Annotated in this window: 12 protein-coding genes; 8 read left to right on the top strand and 4 right to left on the bottom strand. The window is 70.0% G+C overall.

Annotated features, from left to right (window positions below; all coding sequences use genetic code 11):
- Positions 1-69: 69 nt before the first annotated feature.
- Positions 70-834: an IclR family transcriptional regulator gene (locus OG309_RS07695; RefSeq protein WP_329419214.1), complete on the bottom strand. Its 765-nt coding sequence runs from the start codon at positions 832-834 to the stop codon at positions 70-72.
- A gap of 242 nt (positions 835-1,076) precedes the next feature.
- On the opposite strand from OG309_RS07695, the gene metH reads away from it, so the two are divergent.
- From metH to OG309_RS07675, 4 genes are all read left to right on the top strand, one after another.
- Positions 1,077-4,595, top strand: a complete 3,519-nt coding sequence (gene metH / locus OG309_RS07690) for a methionine synthase (protein ID WP_329419212.1) — start codon at positions 1,077-1,079, stop codon at positions 4,593-4,595.
- A gap of 132 nt (positions 4,596-4,727) precedes the next feature.
- Positions 4,728-5,435: an HAD family hydrolase gene (locus OG309_RS07685; RefSeq protein WP_329419210.1), complete on the top strand. Its 708-nt coding sequence runs from the start codon at positions 4,728-4,730 to the stop codon at positions 5,433-5,435.
- 474 nt (positions 5,436-5,909) lie between these two features.
- The gene (locus OG309_RS07680; protein WP_329419208.1) at positions 5,910-7,499 is read left to right on the top strand and encodes an ABC transporter substrate-binding protein; all 1,590 of its coding nucleotides are present in this window, start codon (positions 5,910-5,912) and stop codon (positions 7,497-7,499) included.
- 68 nt (positions 7,500-7,567) lie between these two features.
- On the top strand, positions 7,568-9,151 hold the full coding sequence (locus OG309_RS07675) for an ABC transporter substrate-binding protein (protein ID WP_329419207.1): 1,584 nt from the start codon (positions 7,568-7,570) through the stop codon (positions 9,149-9,151).
- Between the two features lie 73 nt (positions 9,152-9,224).
- Here the strand turns inward: OG309_RS07675 and OG309_RS07670 are convergent, their stop codons facing one another.
- Positions 9,225-9,896, bottom strand: coding sequence for a response regulator transcription factor (locus OG309_RS07670; RefSeq protein WP_329419205.1), 672 nt, complete (start codon positions 9,894-9,896; stop codon positions 9,225-9,227).
- Between the two features lie 11 nt (positions 9,897-9,907).
- The gene (locus tag OG309_RS07665) at positions 9,908-10,837 is read right to left on the bottom strand and encodes a RecB family exonuclease (RefSeq protein ID WP_329419203.1); all 930 of its coding nucleotides are present in this window, start codon (positions 10,835-10,837) and stop codon (positions 9,908-9,910) included.
- Between the two features lie 183 nt (positions 10,838-11,020).
- Between OG309_RS07665 and OG309_RS07660 the strand changes: the two genes are divergently transcribed.
- The 3 genes from OG309_RS07660 (at position 11,021) to OG309_RS07650 (ending at position 13,821) form a co-directional block, all read left to right on the top strand.
- Positions 11,021-12,154, top strand: coding sequence for a site-2 protease family protein (locus OG309_RS07660; RefSeq protein ID WP_329428205.1), 1,134 nt, complete (start codon positions 11,021-11,023; stop codon positions 12,152-12,154).
- An 18-nt stretch (positions 12,155-12,172) separates the two neighbouring features.
- Entirely contained in the window at positions 12,173-13,060 is an 888-nt protein-coding gene (locus tag OG309_RS07655; protein WP_329419202.1) for a tRNA (adenine-N1)-methyltransferase, read from the top strand.
- Positions 13,061-13,260: 200 nt separating this feature from the next.
- Positions 13,261-13,821 (top strand): hypothetical protein, encoded by a 561-nt coding sequence (locus OG309_RS07650; protein ID WP_329419200.1) that lies wholly within the window; start codon positions 13,261-13,263, stop codon positions 13,819-13,821.
- Between the two features lie 33 nt (positions 13,822-13,854).
- Here the strand turns inward: OG309_RS07650 and OG309_RS07645 are convergent, their stop codons facing one another.
- Positions 13,855-14,166 carry a ferredoxin gene (locus tag OG309_RS07645; RefSeq protein ID WP_329419198.1) on the bottom strand — a complete coding sequence of 104 codons (312 nt, stop codon included), beginning with the start codon at positions 14,164-14,166 and terminating at the stop codon, positions 13,855-13,857.
- Positions 14,167-14,419: 253 nt separating this feature from the next.
- Between OG309_RS07645 and arc the strand changes: the two genes are divergently transcribed.
- Complete coding sequence (gene arc / locus OG309_RS07640; RefSeq protein WP_329419197.1) at positions 14,420-16,186, top strand: proteasome ATPase; 1,767 nt, start codon at positions 14,420-14,422, stop codon at positions 16,184-16,186.
- Positions 16,187-16,257: the final 71 nt, after the last annotated feature.

Genomic DNA, 16,257 nt, shown 5'->3' with positions numbered 1-16,257 from the left:
GAAAAACCCGCCGATAACGCGATCGTTACCGACGGGTTCAGTCGTGTTCGTACGCTGTGCGGCCCAGGCTCAGAAGCGGCCCGCCCCGAGGTCCCGGGAGACCGCCCGCGCGCAGTCCCGTACCGCCGCGATCAGTTCGGAGCGCAGCTCGCCCTCGGCGCACACCCGCTCCACGGCGCCCGTGATGGCCACCGCACCCACCGGCATCCGGCGCCGGTCGTGGATCGGCGCCGCCACCGAGGCCACCCCCTCCCAGGTCTCCTCCACGTCCGCCGCCCAGCCGCGCGCCCGGGTCAGGTCGAGCAGCGACTCGAAGTCCGCCAGGCCGGTGACCGTACGGGGCGTGAACGGCTCCCGGGCGACCTCCACGACCTCGCTGTGCGCCACCGGGTCGTACGCCGACAGCACCTTGCCCAGGGCCGTGGAGTGCAGCGGCTGCATGGCCCCCACCTCCAGGACCTGGCGGCTGTCGTCCGGTCGGAAGACGTGGTGCACGATCAGGACGCCCTGCTGGTGCAGCACGCCCAGATGGACGCTCTCGCCGCTGGAGCGGGCCAGGTCGTCCGTCCAGACGAGGGCCCGCGCGCGCAGCTCGTGCACGTCCAGATAGCTGTTGCCGAGCCGCAGCAGCTCGGCGCCCAGCTGGTAGCGCCCCGAGGCGGGGTCCTGCTCCACGAAGCCCTCGGCCTGGAGGGTGCGCAGGATGCCGTGCGCCGTCCCCTTGGCCAGCCCGAGGGAGGAGGCGATGTCGGACAGGCCGAGCCGGCGCTCGCCGCCCGCGAGCAGTCGCAGCATCGCCGCCGCCCGTTCAAGCGACTGGATGTTCTTCGCCATCGCCCGGCCCTTCTCCTCACATGCTGTTCGACAATGCTGAACACTATCGGTCGATGCCGACCTTGTGTCACATGAACAGTGTCGTGCACGGACGGGTCCGACCGGGAGTCCCCGAACAAAGGATGCAGTCCACCTTGTGAAACCCGATGTCCACCCCGGCGTCCGCACGGTTAGTCTGGGCCCGTGCGCTCTCCACCGGGAGTGCAAAGCCGACAGCCGTCGCATCTGAGGGAGCTTCATCCATGGCCTCGTCGCCGACCCCTTCCGCCGCAGCCGCGACCGCCGCCCAGCGGGCCGACGCCCTCCGCGAGGCCTTCGCCTCCCGGGTCGTCGTCTCCGACGGCGCGATGGGCACCATGCTCCAGGCCCAGGACCCCTCCCTCGAGGACTTCCAGCAGCTCGAGGGCTGTAACGAGATCCTGAACGTCTCCCGCCCGGACATCGTCCGTTCGGTCCACGACGCCTATCTGGCGGTCGGCACCGACTGCGTCGGCACCAACACCTTCAACTGCAACTTCTCCGCGCTCGGCGAGTACGACATCGCCCACCGCATCCAGGAGCTCTCCGAGGCAGGCGCCCGGATCGCCCGCGAGGCGGCTGACGCCTACACCGAGAGCACCGGGCAGCAGCGCTGGGTGCTCGGCTCCATGGGCCCCGGCACCAAGCTGCCCACCCTGGGTCACGTCGACTACGCGACCATCCGCGACGCCTACCAGCAGAACGCCGAGGGCCTCCTCGCGGGCGGCGCCGACGCCCTGCTCGTCGAGACCACCCAGGACCTCCTGCAGACCAAGGCCGCGATCATCGCCGCCCACCGCGCGATGGACGTCGCCGGCTACAGGGTCCCGCTGATCACCTCGGTCACCGTCGAGACCACGGGCACCATGCTGCTCGGCTCCGAGATCGGCGCGGCGCTCACCGCGCTGGAGCCGCTCGGCATCGACATGATCGGCATGAACTGCGCCACCGGCCCCGCCGAGATGAGCGAGCACCTGCGCTACCTCGCCCGGCACTCCGGCATCGCCCTCTCCTGCATGCCCAACGCCGGCCTGCCCGTCCTGACCAAGGACGGCGCCTACTACCCGCTCTCGGCCGAGGAGCTGGCCGACGCCCACGAGACCTTCGTCGGCGAGTACGGCCTCAGCCTGGTCGGCGGCTGCTGCGGCACCACCCCCGAGCACCTGCGCCAGGTCGTCGACCGGGTCCGCGGCCTCACGCCGCCGGTCCGCCGGCCGCAGCCCGAGCCGGGCGCCGCCTCGCTGTACCAGACCGTCCCGTTCCGCCAGGACACCTCGTACATGGCGATCGGCGAGCGCACCAACGCCAACGGCTCCAAGAAGTTCCGCGAGGCCATGCTGGAGGGCCGCTGGGACGACTGCGTGGAGATGGCCCGCGACCAGATCCGCGAGGGCGCGCACATGCTCGACCTCTGCGTGGACTACGTGGGCCGCGACGGCGTCGCCGACATGGAGGAGCTGGCCGGGCGCTTCGCCACGGCCTCCACCCTGCCGATCGTCCTGGACTCCACCGAGGTCGAGGTCATCCGGGCCGGCCTGGAGAAGCTGGGCGGCCGCGCCGTCATCAACTCGGTCAACTACGAGGACGGCGACGGGCCCGAGTCCCGCTTCGCCAAGGTCACCCGACTGGCCCAGGAGCACGGTGCCGCGCTGATCGCCCTCACCATCGACGAGGAGGGCCAGGCCCGCACCGTCGAGCACAAGGTCGCCATCGCCGAGCGGCTGATCGACGACCTCACCGGCAACTGGGGCATCCTCGAGTCGGACATCCTCATCGACACCCTGACCTTCACCATCTGCACCGGTCAGGAGGAGTCCCGCAAGGACGGCATCGCGACGATCGAGGCGATCCGCGAGCTGAAGCGGCGCCACCCTGACGTGCAGACCACGCTCGGCCTGTCCAACATCTCCTTCGGCCTCAACCCGGCCGCGCGCATCCTGCTGAACTCGGTCTTCCTCGACGAGTGCGTCAAGGCCGGCCTCGACTCGGCGATCGTCCACGCCTCGAAGATCCTGCCGATCGCCCGTTTCGACGAGGAGCAGGTCACCACCGCGCTCGACCTGATCTACGACCGGCGCGCCGAGGGCTACGACCCGCTGCAGAAGCTGATGGCGCTGTTCGAGGGCGCCACCACCAAGTCCCTCAAGGCCGGCAAGACCGAGGAGCTGCTCGCGCTGCCGCTGGAGGAGCGCCTCAAGCGCCGCATCATCGACGGCGAGAAGAACGGCCTGGAGGCCGACCTCGACGCGGCGCTCGCGGAGCGTCCGGCCCTGGAGATCGTCAACGACATCCTCCTGGACGGCATGAAGACGGTCGGCGAGCTGTTCGGCTCCGGCCAGATGCAGCTGCCGTTCGTGCTCCAGTCGGCCGAGGTCATGAAGATCGCGGTGGCCTACCTGGAGCCGCACATGGAGAAGACGGACGCCGACGGGAAGGGCACGATCGTGCTCGCCACCGTGCGCGGCGACGTCCACGACATCGGCAAGAACCTCGTCGACATCATCCTCTCCAACAACGGCTACAACGTCGTCAACATCGGCATCAAGCAGCCGGTCTCCGCGATCCTGGAGGCCGCCGAAGAACACCGCGCCGACGTCATCGGCATGTCCGGCCTCCTGGTCAAGTCCACCGTGATCATGAAGGAGAACCTGGAGGAGCTGAACCAGCGCGAGCTGGCGGCCAAGTACCCGGTGATCCTCGGCGGCGCGGCCCTCACCCGGGCGTACGTCGAGCAGGACCTGCACGAGGTCTACCAGGGCGAGGTCCGCTACGCCCGCGACGCCTTCGAGGGCCTGCGCCTGATGGACGCCCTCATCGCGGTCAAGCGCGGTGTGCCCGGCGCGACCCTGCCCGAGCTCAAGCAGCGCCGGGTCGCCAAGGGCGCCGCCGCCCTCCAGGTGGACGAGCCGGAGCCCGGCGGCCGCTCGGACGTCGCCGTCGACAACCCGGTGCCGACCCCGCCGTTCTGGGGCACCCGGGTCGTCAAGGGCATCCAGCTCAAGGAGTACGCGAGCTGGCTCGACGAGGGCGCGCTCTTCAAGGGCCAGTGGGGCCTGAAGCAGAACCGGGCCGGTGACGGCCCCTCGTACGAGGAGCTGGTGGAGAGCGAGGGCCGCCCGCGGCTGCGCGGCTGGCTGGACCGCCTGCACACGGAGAACCTGCTGGAGGCCGCCGTCGTGCACGGCTACTTCCCCTGCGTCTCCAAGGGCGACGACCTGATCATCCTCGACGACGCCGGCAACGAGCGCACCCGCTTCACCTTCCCGCGCCAGCGGCGCGGCCGGCGCCTGTGCCTCGCGGACTACTTCCGCCCGGAGGAGTCCGGCGAGACCGACGTCGTCGGCCTCCAGGTCGTCACCGTCGGCTCCAAGATCGGCGAGGCCACGGCCAAGCTGTTCGCGTCCGACTCCTACCGCGACTACCTGGAGCTGCACGGCCTCTCCGTGCAGCTGGCCGAGGCGCTGGCCGAGTACTGGCACGCCCGGGTGCGCGCCGAGCTCGGCTTCGCCGGCGAGGACCCGTCGGCCGTCGAGGACATGTTCGCCCTCAAGTACCGCGGCGCCCGCTTCTCGCTGGGCTACGGCGCCTGCCCGGACCTGGAGGACCGCGCGAAGATCGCCGAGCTCCTGGAGCCGGAGCGGATCGGCGTGCACCTGTCCGAGGAGTTCCAGCTCCACCCGGAGCAGTCCACGGACGCGATCGTCATCCATCACCCCGAGGCGACGTACTTCAACGCTCGGTAACCGGTACGCGGGTAAATACCTGCGCCGTGAGTGAGTGAGACGTACACTGGTCGGTCCAGTGCAGAGGCCGGTCGCCCTACCCCCGTACCGGGGTGGGCGGCCGGCCTTCTCGTCCCTTGATGGAGGTGTGCCGTGACCAGTACGGTCCCCGCGTCCTTGTTCCGTGCCAACGGCAGCTCCGCCCTGCAGGCGGTCTTCCTCGACATGGACGGCACCCTGGTGGACACCGAGGGCTTCTGGTGGGACGCGGAGGTGGAGGTCTTCGCGGACCTCGGGCACCGGCTCGACGTCGCCTGGAAGGAGATCGTCGTCGGCGGCCCGATGACCCGCAGCGCGGGCTACCTCATCGAGGCGACCGGCGCCGACATCACCCTGGACGAGCTCACCGTGCTGCTCAACGAGAAGTTCGAGCAGCGCATCGGCCGCGGCGTGCCGTTGATGCCGGGCGCCGAGCGGCTGCTCGCCGAGCTGGTCCGGCACAACATTCCGGCCGCTCTGGTGTCGGCCTCGCACCGCAGGATCATCGACCGGGTGCTCCACTCCCTGGGGCGCGACCACTTCGCGCTGACGGTCGCGGGCGACGAGGTGAGCCGTACCAAGCCGCACCCCGAGCCCTATCTGACCGCCGCCGTCGGCGTGGGCGCCGATCCGGCGCTGTGCGCCGTCATCGAGGACACGGCGACCGGTGTCGCGGCGGCCGAGGCGGCGGGCTGCCGGGTCGTCGCGGTGCCCTCGGTCGCCCCGATCGCGCCCTCCGCGGGCCGGGTCGTGGTGCGTTCGCTGGAGGAGGTCGACGTGCCGTTCCTCCGGACGCTGATCGCCTCCCCGGTCGCTTCCTGAGGCTCCTCGGAGACCGGCCCCGGGGGCCGGATCTGAGCTTTGTTTGAGGTTCAATGTCCGAAAAGGGCCCTGCGTGACCTTGGTCACGCAGAGTGCCGGACGAGGGGCGATTCTCGGGCAGGGTGTGTCCGGAACATGTCGATTCACCCGTGCCCATGTGTCCCGTTTCGATCGATGACGCACGAATCATGCCGACGCATGATTATCGATGCCATCGCATTCATGATCACTGTGCGGTGATCGCGCGGCCCCCCGACGTCCTTCGGCGGCGGCTCGGCCCACTAATCTTTCGCGAGTACTCCGCCGCACCCTCCGCGTGCCCCGGCGCTCACCCAATTCGCCGCGCACGCAGGACCGATCGCACCCCATCCCGGCCCGATCGCCCCGCCCCGACCGGGCGGCCCGGCGGAGTGAACGATGCCGCTGTACCCAGTGCCGGCCGTCACCCGGGGCCGGATGAGGAGAACGTCCCAGATGAACCGCAAGACCCTGGTGCTGCCGGTCGTGGCCGCACTGCTCACCCCCCTGCTCGCCGCCTGTGGTGGAGGGGACAAGAGCAGAGCGATCGTCGTGGGCACCACGGACCAGTTCGTCGCGACCGAGGACGCCCCCGCCCCGCTCGACCCGGCGTTCGCCTACGACACCGGTGCCTGGAACGTCCTGCGCCAGACCGTGCAGACCCTCATGCACGTCCCGCGCGGCAGCGGCCAGCCGGTCCCCGAGGCCGCCGAGAGCTGCGGTTTCTCCGACAAGCAGAGCGAGAGCTTCCGCTGCAAGCTGCGCGAGGGCCTCACCTTCGCCGACGGCACCGCGATCACCGCCGAGGACGTCAAGTTCTCCATCGAGCGCGTGCTCGCCATCAAGTCGGACAACGGCACCGCCGCGCTCCTGGCCAACATCGACACCGTCGAGACCAAGGGCGACCGCGAGGTGGTCTTCCACCTGAGGACGCCCGACGCGACCTTCCCGTACAAGCTGTCCACCCCCGTCGCCGGCATCCTCAGCAAGGACAAGTACGACGGCAAGCAGCTGCGCGCGGGCTTCGACGTCGACGGCTCCGGCCCGTACACGATGAAGACCGAGCGCGACGGCGACAAGGTGACGAAGTTCGTCTTCACCAAGAACGCCGCCTACAAGGGCGACATCACGCTGCGCAACGACCGGGTCGAGCTGCGCCCCTTCTCCGACGCCTCCAGCATGGACACGGCGCTGGAGAAGGACGAGATCGACATGATGGCCCGCACCATGTCGCAGCCGCAGATCAAGGACCTGACCGAGAAGCCCAAGGACGGCATCGAGCTCACCGAGGTCCCCGGTCTGGAGATCCGCTACCTCGCCTTCAACACCAAGGCCCCCTCGGTCGAGGACAAGGCCGTACGACAGGCCATGGCCTCCGTCATCGACCGCGGCGCCCTGGTCAACGAGGTCTACGGCCCCACGGCCCAGCCGCTGTACTCGCTGATCCCCTCCAGCATCACCGGCCACGCCACCTCGTTCATCGACACCTACGGCGAGCCGGACACCGCCAAGGCCGCCAAGATCCTGCGCGACGCGGGCGTCAAGACGCCGGTCAAGGTGACCCTGCACTACACCACCGACCACTACGGCGCCGAGACGGCCAAGGAGTTCGAGGCCCTGCGCGGCCAGCTCAACGCCACGCACCTCTTCGACTCCCGGATCCAGGGCACCGAGTGGTCCAAGTTCCGCCCGGCCCAGAAGCGCGGCGACTACGCCGTCTACGGACTCGGCTGGTTCCCGGACTACCCGGACCCGGACAACTACATCGCTCCGTTCCTCGACAGCGACAACTTCCTCAACACCCCCTACGTCAACCAGTCCGTCCGTGACCGGCTGATCCCGCAGTCGCGCCGACAGGCCGACCGCACCGCCGCGGCCCCCGTCTTCGAGCAGATCCAGAAGATCGTCGCCAAGGACGTCCCCGTCCTGCCCCTGTGGCAGGGCAAGCAGTACGTCGCCGCGCGCGACGACGTCACCGGCGTCGAGTGGGCGCTGAACACCTCCTCCGACCTCCTCCTGTGGGAGCTCGGCCGCGGCACCGCCTGACCCCTTCGTTGTACCGGCCGCGCAGCCGTTGCGCGGCCGGCCTGGCAAGAGATCAAGAGGCAAGTTCTGTGAAGGCACACAACAAGTGGCTGACGGCCCCGCTCGCCGCGGGTCTCGCGGCCGCGCTGCTCAGCGGCTGCGGAACCGAGCAGGGCGGCGGCGCCGGCGGCTCCGGTGACTCGGTCCGCGTCGGCATGTCGGACGAGATCCTGGCGACCGACCCCGCCGCCGGTTACGACCCCGGCTCCTGGCTGCTGTTCAACAACGTCTTCCAGTCCCTGCTCGCCTTCCCGAAGGGCGGCTCCGAGCCCGAGCCCGAGGCCGCCGACAAGTGCGGCTTCGCGGCCGGCAGCAGGGTCTACACCTGCACCCTCCGCGAGGGCCTCAAGTTCTCCAACGGGAACCCGCTCACCTCCGAGGACGTCAAGTTCTCCTTCGAGCGCGCCCTGAAGATCGACGACCCCTCCGGCCCCGCGCCGCTGCTCTCGACCATCGACACGATCGAGACCCCCGACGCGCGGACCGTCGTCTTCAAGCTGAAGGTCCCCGACGCCACCTTCCCGAGCAAGATCGCCTCCGGCGCCGGCTCCATCGTCGACCACCGCGAGTACGCCGACGGCTCGCTGCGGACCGACGGCAAGGCGATCGGCTCCGGCCCGTACAAGCTGGACTCGATCAGCGACACCGAGGCCGTCTTCTCGGTCAACCCCGGCTACCACGGCAACGCCAAGGCCAAGAACGACGGCGTCACCCTCAAGCTGTTCCGCGGCGACCGCACGGCCCTGTCCAAGGCGCTCACCGACAACGAGATCGACGTCGCCTACCGAGGCCTCGCCGCCGACGACATCGCCGCCCTCGAAGCCTCCGAGACCACGGCCGACAAGGGCATCGAGATCGTCCAGGGCAGCAGCGCCGAGGTCCAGCACCTGGTCTTCAACGTCAAGGACCCGGTCGTCGGCAAGCTGGGCGTCCGCAAGGCCATCGCCCACCTCGTCGACCGCGACGCGCTCGTCCAGGACGTCTACAAGTCGACCGCCACGCCGCTCTACTCGATCGTCCCGGCGGGCATCGCGGGCCACAACACGGCCTTCTTCGACACCTACGGCAGCCCCGACCCGGCGAAGGCCAAGAAGGCCCTGCGCTCGGCCGGCATCACCGCCAAGGTCAAGCTCACCCTCTGGTCCACCCCCAGCCGCTTCGGCCCGGCCACCGACCAGGAGCTCAAGGCGATAGCCGGGCAGCTCAACGAGAGCGGCCTCTTCGACGCCGACGTCAAGTCCGTCGAGTACGAGCAGTACGAGAAGGACATCGCCGCCGGCAAGTACGGCGTCTACGTCAAGGGCTGGGTCCCCGACTACCCCGACGCCGACAACTTCACCGCGCCGTTCTTCGGCGAGGGCAACGTCCTCGGCAACCGGTACGAGAACGCCACCATCACCGGCGGCCTCATCCCGAAGACCGCCGCCGCCGCGGACCGCTCCGCCACCGGCCAGGACTTCGGCAAGCTGCAGGACATCGTCGCCGACGAGCTGCCGCTGCTCCCGCTCTGGCAGGGCAAGCAGTACGCCGTCGCCCGCGACAACGTCACCGGCCTGGAGTGGACCCTGGACGCGTCCACCGTCTTCCGCTTCTGGGAGATCAAGAAGAGCTGACGCCGTCACCCGTACGACGAGGGGCCCGGCACGCGCGACGCGTGCCGGGCCCCTCGTCGTGCTCCGCGGGCCGTCACTGCGCCCCGGGGCGCACCAGACCGCTCTCGTACGCGTACACCGCCGCCTGCACCCGGTCGCGCAGGCCCAGCTTGGTCAGCACATGGCCCACGTGGGTCTTGACGGTCGTCTCGCTGACGAACAGGTCCGCCGCGATCTCCGCGTTCGACAGACCGCGCGCCACCAGCTTCAGGACCTCGACCTCACGGTCGGTCAGCGTGCTCAGCGTGTCCGGGACCTGCTCCTCGCCCGAGGGCAGATGCGCCGAGTACTTGTCGAGGAGCCGGCGCGTGATCGACGGGGCCAGCATCGCCTCGCCCGCCGCGACCACCCGGATCGCCTGCACGAGCTCCGTCGCCGGGGCGTCCTTCAGGAGGAAGCCGCTGGCTCCCGCCTTCAGCGCCTCCACCACGTACTCGTCGAGGTCGAAGGTGGTCAGCACCAGCACCTTCGCCGGACCGTCCCGGCCCGGGCCGGTGATCTGCCGGGTCGCCTCCACGCCGTCCATCCGGGGCATCCGGATGTCCATCAGCACCACGTCGGGCTGCAGCGCCCGCACCTGGTCCTGCGCCTGGAGACCGTCACCGGCCTCGCCCACCACCGCGATGTCCTGCTCGGCCTCCAGGATCATCCGGAAACCGGTGCGCAGCAGGGGCTGGTCGTCGACCAGTAGGACGCGGATGGCCACGGGAAACTCCTTCACGGGGCGGGCTGGACCGCACCCATTCTGCCCTGACCGTCCTCCTCGGCCCGACCGCCCTCGTCGGACGTCCCCGACTCGGCCGGCCGCGCGGGCACCACCGGCAGCGGATACACCGGGGGAGTGCCCCCGAACTCCGGGCACACCGCCTGGTGGTCGCACCAGCCGCACAGCTTCGTCGGCCGGGGCCGCCAGTCACCCGACTCCGTCGCCAGCCGGATCGCCTCCCACAGGGCGAGCAGCTTGCGCTCCACCCGCAGCAGGTCCGCCTCCACCGGGTCGTACGTCAGCACGTCCCCGCTGCCCAGGTAGACCAGCTGCAGTCGGCGCGGCACCACGTCCTTCAGACGCCAGATCACCAGGGCGTAGAACTTCATCTGGAACAGCGCGCCCTCGCTGTACTCCGGGCGCGGCGCCTTGCCGGTCTTGTAGTCGACGATCCGCACCTCGCCCGTCGGCGCCACGTCGATCCGGTCGATCACCCCGCGCAGCCGCAGCCCCGACTCCAGCTCCGTCTCCACGAACATCTCGCGCTCGGCCGGCTCCAGACGCGTCGGGTCCTCCAGCGTGAACCACCGCTCGACCAGCGCCTCCGCCTCCGTCAGCCACTGCGCCAGCCGCTCGCCGTCCGGGTCCTGCGCGAACAGCTCGCCCAGCTCGGGCCGCGAGCCGAGCAGCCGGTCCCACTGGCCGGGGATCAGCGCCTTCGCCCGCGGCGCGGTCCGCTCCACCGCCGGCGCGTCGAAGAGACGCTCCAGCACCGCGTGCACCAGGGTGCCGCGCGTCGCCGCAGGGCTCGGCTTCTCCGGCAGCCGGTCGATCACCCGGAACCGGTACAGCAGGGGACACTGCATGAAGTCGCTCGCCCGCGACGGCGACAACGACGTGGGCGTCCGGGGCCCCGTCGGCGGCTGCTCGCTCGTACTCATGACCCAGACCCTACGACCCGCCACTGACAGCGAGCGGAATACCATCGACTCAGGACCCCGTCGCACTGCATGATCGAACCGTGACCGAGTGACGCGGGCCATGCAGCTCGGCGACGAAAGGAACCCGTGAACCAGGACGAGTCCAAGCCGCAGCGGACCGAGGAGCCGGGCGGCGGCATCCTCATGGGCCGGCCCTTCGGCGTGCCGGTCTACGTCGCGCCCAGCTGGTTCCTGGTCGCCGCCCTCATCACCTGGGTCTTCGGCGACCAGATCGAACGCGTCCTGCCCGAGCTCGGCGCCGCGCGCTACCTGGTCTCGCTGTTCTTCGCGATCGCCTTCTACGCGTCCGTCCTCGTGCACGAGCTGGCCCACACCCTCGCCGCGCTCCGCTTCAAGCTGCCGGTGCGGCGCATCCAGCTCCAGTTCTTCGGCGGCGTCTCCGAGATCGAGAAGGAGACCGAGACCCCCGGCCGCGAGTTCCTCCTCGCCTTCGTCGGCCCACTGCTCTCCCTCGTCCTCGCCGGGGTCTTCTACCTCAGCCTGTACGCCGTCGAGCCCGGCACCGTCCCCGGCGTCCTCCTCGGCGGCCTGATGATCTCCAACCTGATCGTCGCCGTCTTCAACCTGCTGCCCGGCCTGCCCCTCGACGGCGGCCGGATGCTCCGCGCCGTCGTGTGGAAGATCACCGGCAACGCCATGACCGGCACCGTCGCCGCCGCCTGGATCGGGCGCGCCCTCGCCGTCACCGTCCTCATCGGCCTGCCCCTGCTCACCCGCACCGGCCTGCTCGGCAACTCCACCGAGGACATCTCCGGCTTCACCACCGTCACCGACGCGCTGCTCGCCGCCATCCTCGCCGCGATCATCTGGACCGGCGCCGGCAACAGCCTGCGCATGGCCCGGCTCCGCGAACACCTCCCCGAGCTGCGCGCCCGCACCCTCACCCGGCGCGCCGTCCCCGTGGAGTCCGCCACCCCGCTCTCCGAGGCCCTGCGCCGCGCCAACGAGGCCGGCGCCCGCGCCCTGGTCGTCGTCGACGGCCACGGCGGCCCGACCGGCATCGTCCGCGAGACCGCCATCGCGAGCGTCCCCCAGCACCGCCGCCCCTGGGTCGCGGTCAGCGCCCTCGCCCAGGACCTCTCCGAGGGCATGAGGGTCCCGGCCGAGCTCGCCGGCCAGCCCCTCCTGGACCACCTGCGGGCCAGTCCCGCGACCGAGTACCTGGTCGTCGAGGACGGCGGCGAGATCTACGGCGTGCTCTCCACGGCCGACGTGGAGCGGGCCTTCGTCAAGGCCATGGCACGACCCTCCTCGTAATCCCGGTACTCTGTTCGCATGTCCGAACCGACCGGTGCCGCCCGCCGTCGCGGGCCCTTCAAGGTCGGGGACCAGGTCCAGCTCACCGACCCCAAGGGACGCCACTACACGTTCACGCTCGAGGCCGGGAAGAACTTCCACACCCACAAGGGTTCTTTCCCCCACGACGAGCTGATCGGTGCTCCCGAGGGCAGTGTTGTCCGTACCACGGGAAACGTCGCCTACCTCGCGCTGCGCCCCCTGCTCCCCGACTACGTCCTGTCCATGCCCCGCGGCGCCGCCGTGGTCTACCCCAAGGACGCGGGGCAGATCCTGGCCTTCGCCGACATCTTCCCCGGCGCGCGTGTCGTCGAGGCCGGTGTGGGCTCCGGCTCGCTCAGCTCCTTCCTGCTGCGCGCCATCGGTGACAGCGGCATGCTGCACTCCTACGAGCGCCGCGAGGACTTCGCCGAGATCGCCAAGGGCAACGTCGAGCGCTACTTCGGCGGTCCGCACCCCGCGTGGCAGCTGACCGTCGGCGACCTCCAGGACAACCTGTCCGACACCGAGGTCGACCGCGTCATCCTCGACATGCTCGCCCCCTGGGAGTGCCTGGAGGCCGTCTCCAAGGCGCTCGTCCCCGGCGGCATCCTCTGCTGCTACGTGGCCACCACCACGCAGCTCGCGCGCACCGTGGAGTCCATCCGCGAGTTCGGCTGCTACGCCGAGCCGCAGCCCTGGGAGTCCATGATCCGCAACTGGCACGTCGAGGGTCTGGCCGTGCGCCCCGATCACCGCATGATCGGCCACACCGGCTTCCTCGTCACCGCCCGCCGCCTGGCGGACGGCGTCGAGCCCCCGATGCGCCGCCGTCGGCCCTCCAAGGGCGCGTACGGCGAGGACTACGACGGTCCCAACAAGGGCTGACGCCCCCACAACGCAGGCGTGCCGCCGCCGACTTCCCGCCTCCTGGCGTGGAAGTCGACGGCGGCACCTTCATGTTCGGCTCCCCGCGCGGGGCGTCGACGGGGCCCGGGCGGCAGCCGACCCCGCCTGTTCCGCCCTCCTGTGACGTGTGGCACGATGCCCGCAACTCCTTCCGCGCCACCTCACAGGAGACTTCTCGCGTGCAGACCTCCGCCGTCCCGGACCTCGCGCACACCCACGCCCGTCCGGTGCACTGGCTGGCCACCGCGACCGCGATGGCCGGAGTCGTCGCCCTCGCGGGCCTGCTCCAGCCCGGCGCCGCCGGAGCCACCGCGGCCCCCGCGCCGAGGCCCGCTCCGGACGCCGCCACGGCTCGGTACCCGCTGCAGTGCGGGGGAGGGCCCAGCAAGATCGCCCAGCGTGCCAGCGGGGACCTCGACGGCGACGGAAATCCCGAGACCGTCGCAGTCGTACACTGCGAAGCCGGCTCCGGAACGCCGCCCAGTGGCGTCTACGTGCTCACCCACGGCAAGGGCGCCGGCGCCTCCGCCGCGCGCGTCGTGGCCACCCTCGTGGAGCCCTCGGAGCTGAAGAGCGTGAGCGGTCTCGCGGTACGGGACGGAGCCGTGCGCGCCACGCTGCTCGGCTACTCGTCGTCGGACGTCCCCAGCTGCTGCCCCGACCAGAGCGAGCAGGTGACCTGGCGCTGGAAGGGCGGAGCCTTCGTCCGCGCCGCCCGGAGCGAGCCGCGCGCGGTCTGACCTCCCGGGCCCCGAGGGGCCCTCAGGGAGCCGTCACTCGGCGTCGGGGCCGTACACCTCGACGCCGTCCGCGACCCGCCGCACGTGGATGCAGTCGCCCGGGCACTCCTTCGCGGAGTCCACCACGTCGGTCAGCAGCGTCAGCGGAACGGGGGTCGTCGCCCCCGGAGCCTGGAGCAGCTCGTCGTCCGCGCTCTTCACATAAGCGAGCCCGTCGATGTCGAGCTCGAAGACCTCGGGAGCGTACTGCGCGCAGATCCCGTCCCCGGTGCACAGGTCCTGGTCGATCCAGACCTCCAGCGCCTCGTCGGCGGCCGTGGCCGGGGCCTCGTGCTGCACGGTCATATCTCCTGCCGTTTCTGCGTCGCGCGGGCGAGCCGCAAGTAAGTCCGGTCAAGCCTGACGGGTGTTGACCACCCACGACGATACAACCGACCGCTTTTGCATTGTCCGGCGGTGGGTATTCCCCTGGCGTGAGGGGAAGCGCAAGGGTGAAGATCGGACACACCCCGGAGTCTTTTTGATCTAGGGGTTTCAATCATCACCCACCCAGGTAGGGTCAGGAAGCGTCCAGCTCCCCTTGGAGGAGGTGAGGACCGTGGCAGCCCACGACGACGACATCAACCGCGGCATCCGGCCGGGGCGGGGGTCTGAGGACCCCGCCGGCCAGGTTGCCTATCTCGAGCAGGAAATCGCCGTCCTGCGCCGCAAGCTCGCCGACTCTCCGCGACACACGAGGATTCTCGAGGAGCGGATCGTCGAGCTGCAGACGAACCTGGCCGGCGTGTCCGCGCAGAACGAGCGGCTCGCCAACACGCTCCGTGAGGCCCGCGACCAGATCGTGGCCCTCAAGGAGGAGGTCGACCGGCTCGCCCAGCCGCCGGCCGGCTTCGGTGTCTTCCTGCAGGCCAACGAGGACGGCACGTGCGACATCTTCACCGGGGGCCGCAAGCTCCGGGTGAACGTCAGCCCCAGCGTCGAGCTCGAGGAGCTCAGGCGGGGCCAGGAAGTCATGCTCAACGAGGCGCTCAACGTGGTCGAGGCCATGGAATTCGAGCGTGCCGGGGACATCGTCACCCTCAAGGAGATCCTCGAGGACGGCGAGCGGGCCCTGGTCGTCGGGCACACCGACGAGGAGCGGGTGGTCCGGCTCGCCGAACCGCTGCTCGACATCACCATCCGTCCCGGCGACGCCCTCCTCCTGGAACCCAGGTCGGGCTACGTCTACGAGGTGGTCCCCAAGAGCGAGGTCGAAGAGCTCGTCCTCGAAGAGGTCCCGGACGTCGACTACGACAAGATCGGCGGCCTGGGCAACCAGATCGAGCTGATCCGCGACGCCGTCGAGCTCCCGTACCTCTACCCGGACCTCTTCAAGGAGCACGAACTGCGGCCCCCGAAGGGCATCCTGCTCTACGGCCCGCCCGGCTGCGGCAAGACGCTCATCGCCAAGGCCGTCGCCAACTCCCTTGCCAAGAAGGTCGCCGAGGTGACCGGCCAGCCCGCGGGGAAGTCGTACTTCCTCAACATCAAGGGCCCCGAGCTCCTCAACAAGTACGTCGGCGAGACCGAGCGGCACATCCGCCTCGTCTTCCAGCGTGCTCGGGAGAAGGCGAGCGAGGGCACCCCCGTCATCGTCTTCTTCGACGAGATGGAATCCCTCTTCCGCACCCGCGGATCCGGTGTCAGCTCGGACGTGGAGAACACCATCGTCCCCCAGCTGCTCGCCGAGATCGACGGTGTGGAAGGCCTGGAGAACGTCATCGTCATCGGCGCCTCCAACCGCGAGGACATGATCGACCCCGCCATCCTGCGGCCCGGCCGGCTCGACGTGAAGATCAAGATCGAGCGTCCGGACGCGGAAGCGGCCAAGGACATCTTCGCCAAGTACCTGACCGCCACCCTCCCGCTGCACGCGGACGACCTCTCCGAGCACAGTGGCTCGAAGGTGGCGGCCGCCCACGCGATGATCCAGTCCGTGGTCGAGCAGATGTACGCGGAAAGCGAGGAGAACCGCTTCCTCGAGGTCACGTACGCCAATGGCGACAAGGAAGTCCTGTACTTCAAGGACTTCAACTCCGGAGCGATGATCCAGAACATCGTCGACCGGGCCAAGAAGATGGCCATCAAGGCATTCCTCGACCACGACCAGAAGGGCATTCGCGTCTCCCACCTCCTCCAGGCATGCGTGGACGAGTTCAAGGAGAACGAGGACCTTCCCAACACCACCAACCCCGACGACTGGGCCCGGATCTCCGGAAAGAAGGGCGAGCGGATCGTCTTCATCCGCACCCTCGTCACCGGAAAGCAGGGCGCGGACACCGGTCGCTCGATCGACACGGTGGCGAACACCGGTCAGTACCTGTAGGAACGCGCACCGGCTGCGGGTGTCCGGAACCGGACGTCCGCAGCCGTCGTTTTCCACTCACCGATCCGCTT

It is taken from the genome of Streptomyces sp. NBC_01268 (assembly GCF_036240795.1).
Taxonomy (GTDB): domain Bacteria; phylum Actinomycetota; class Actinomycetes; order Streptomycetales; family Streptomycetaceae; genus Streptomyces.
This window is presented reverse-complemented; position numbering and strand designations above follow the sequence as displayed.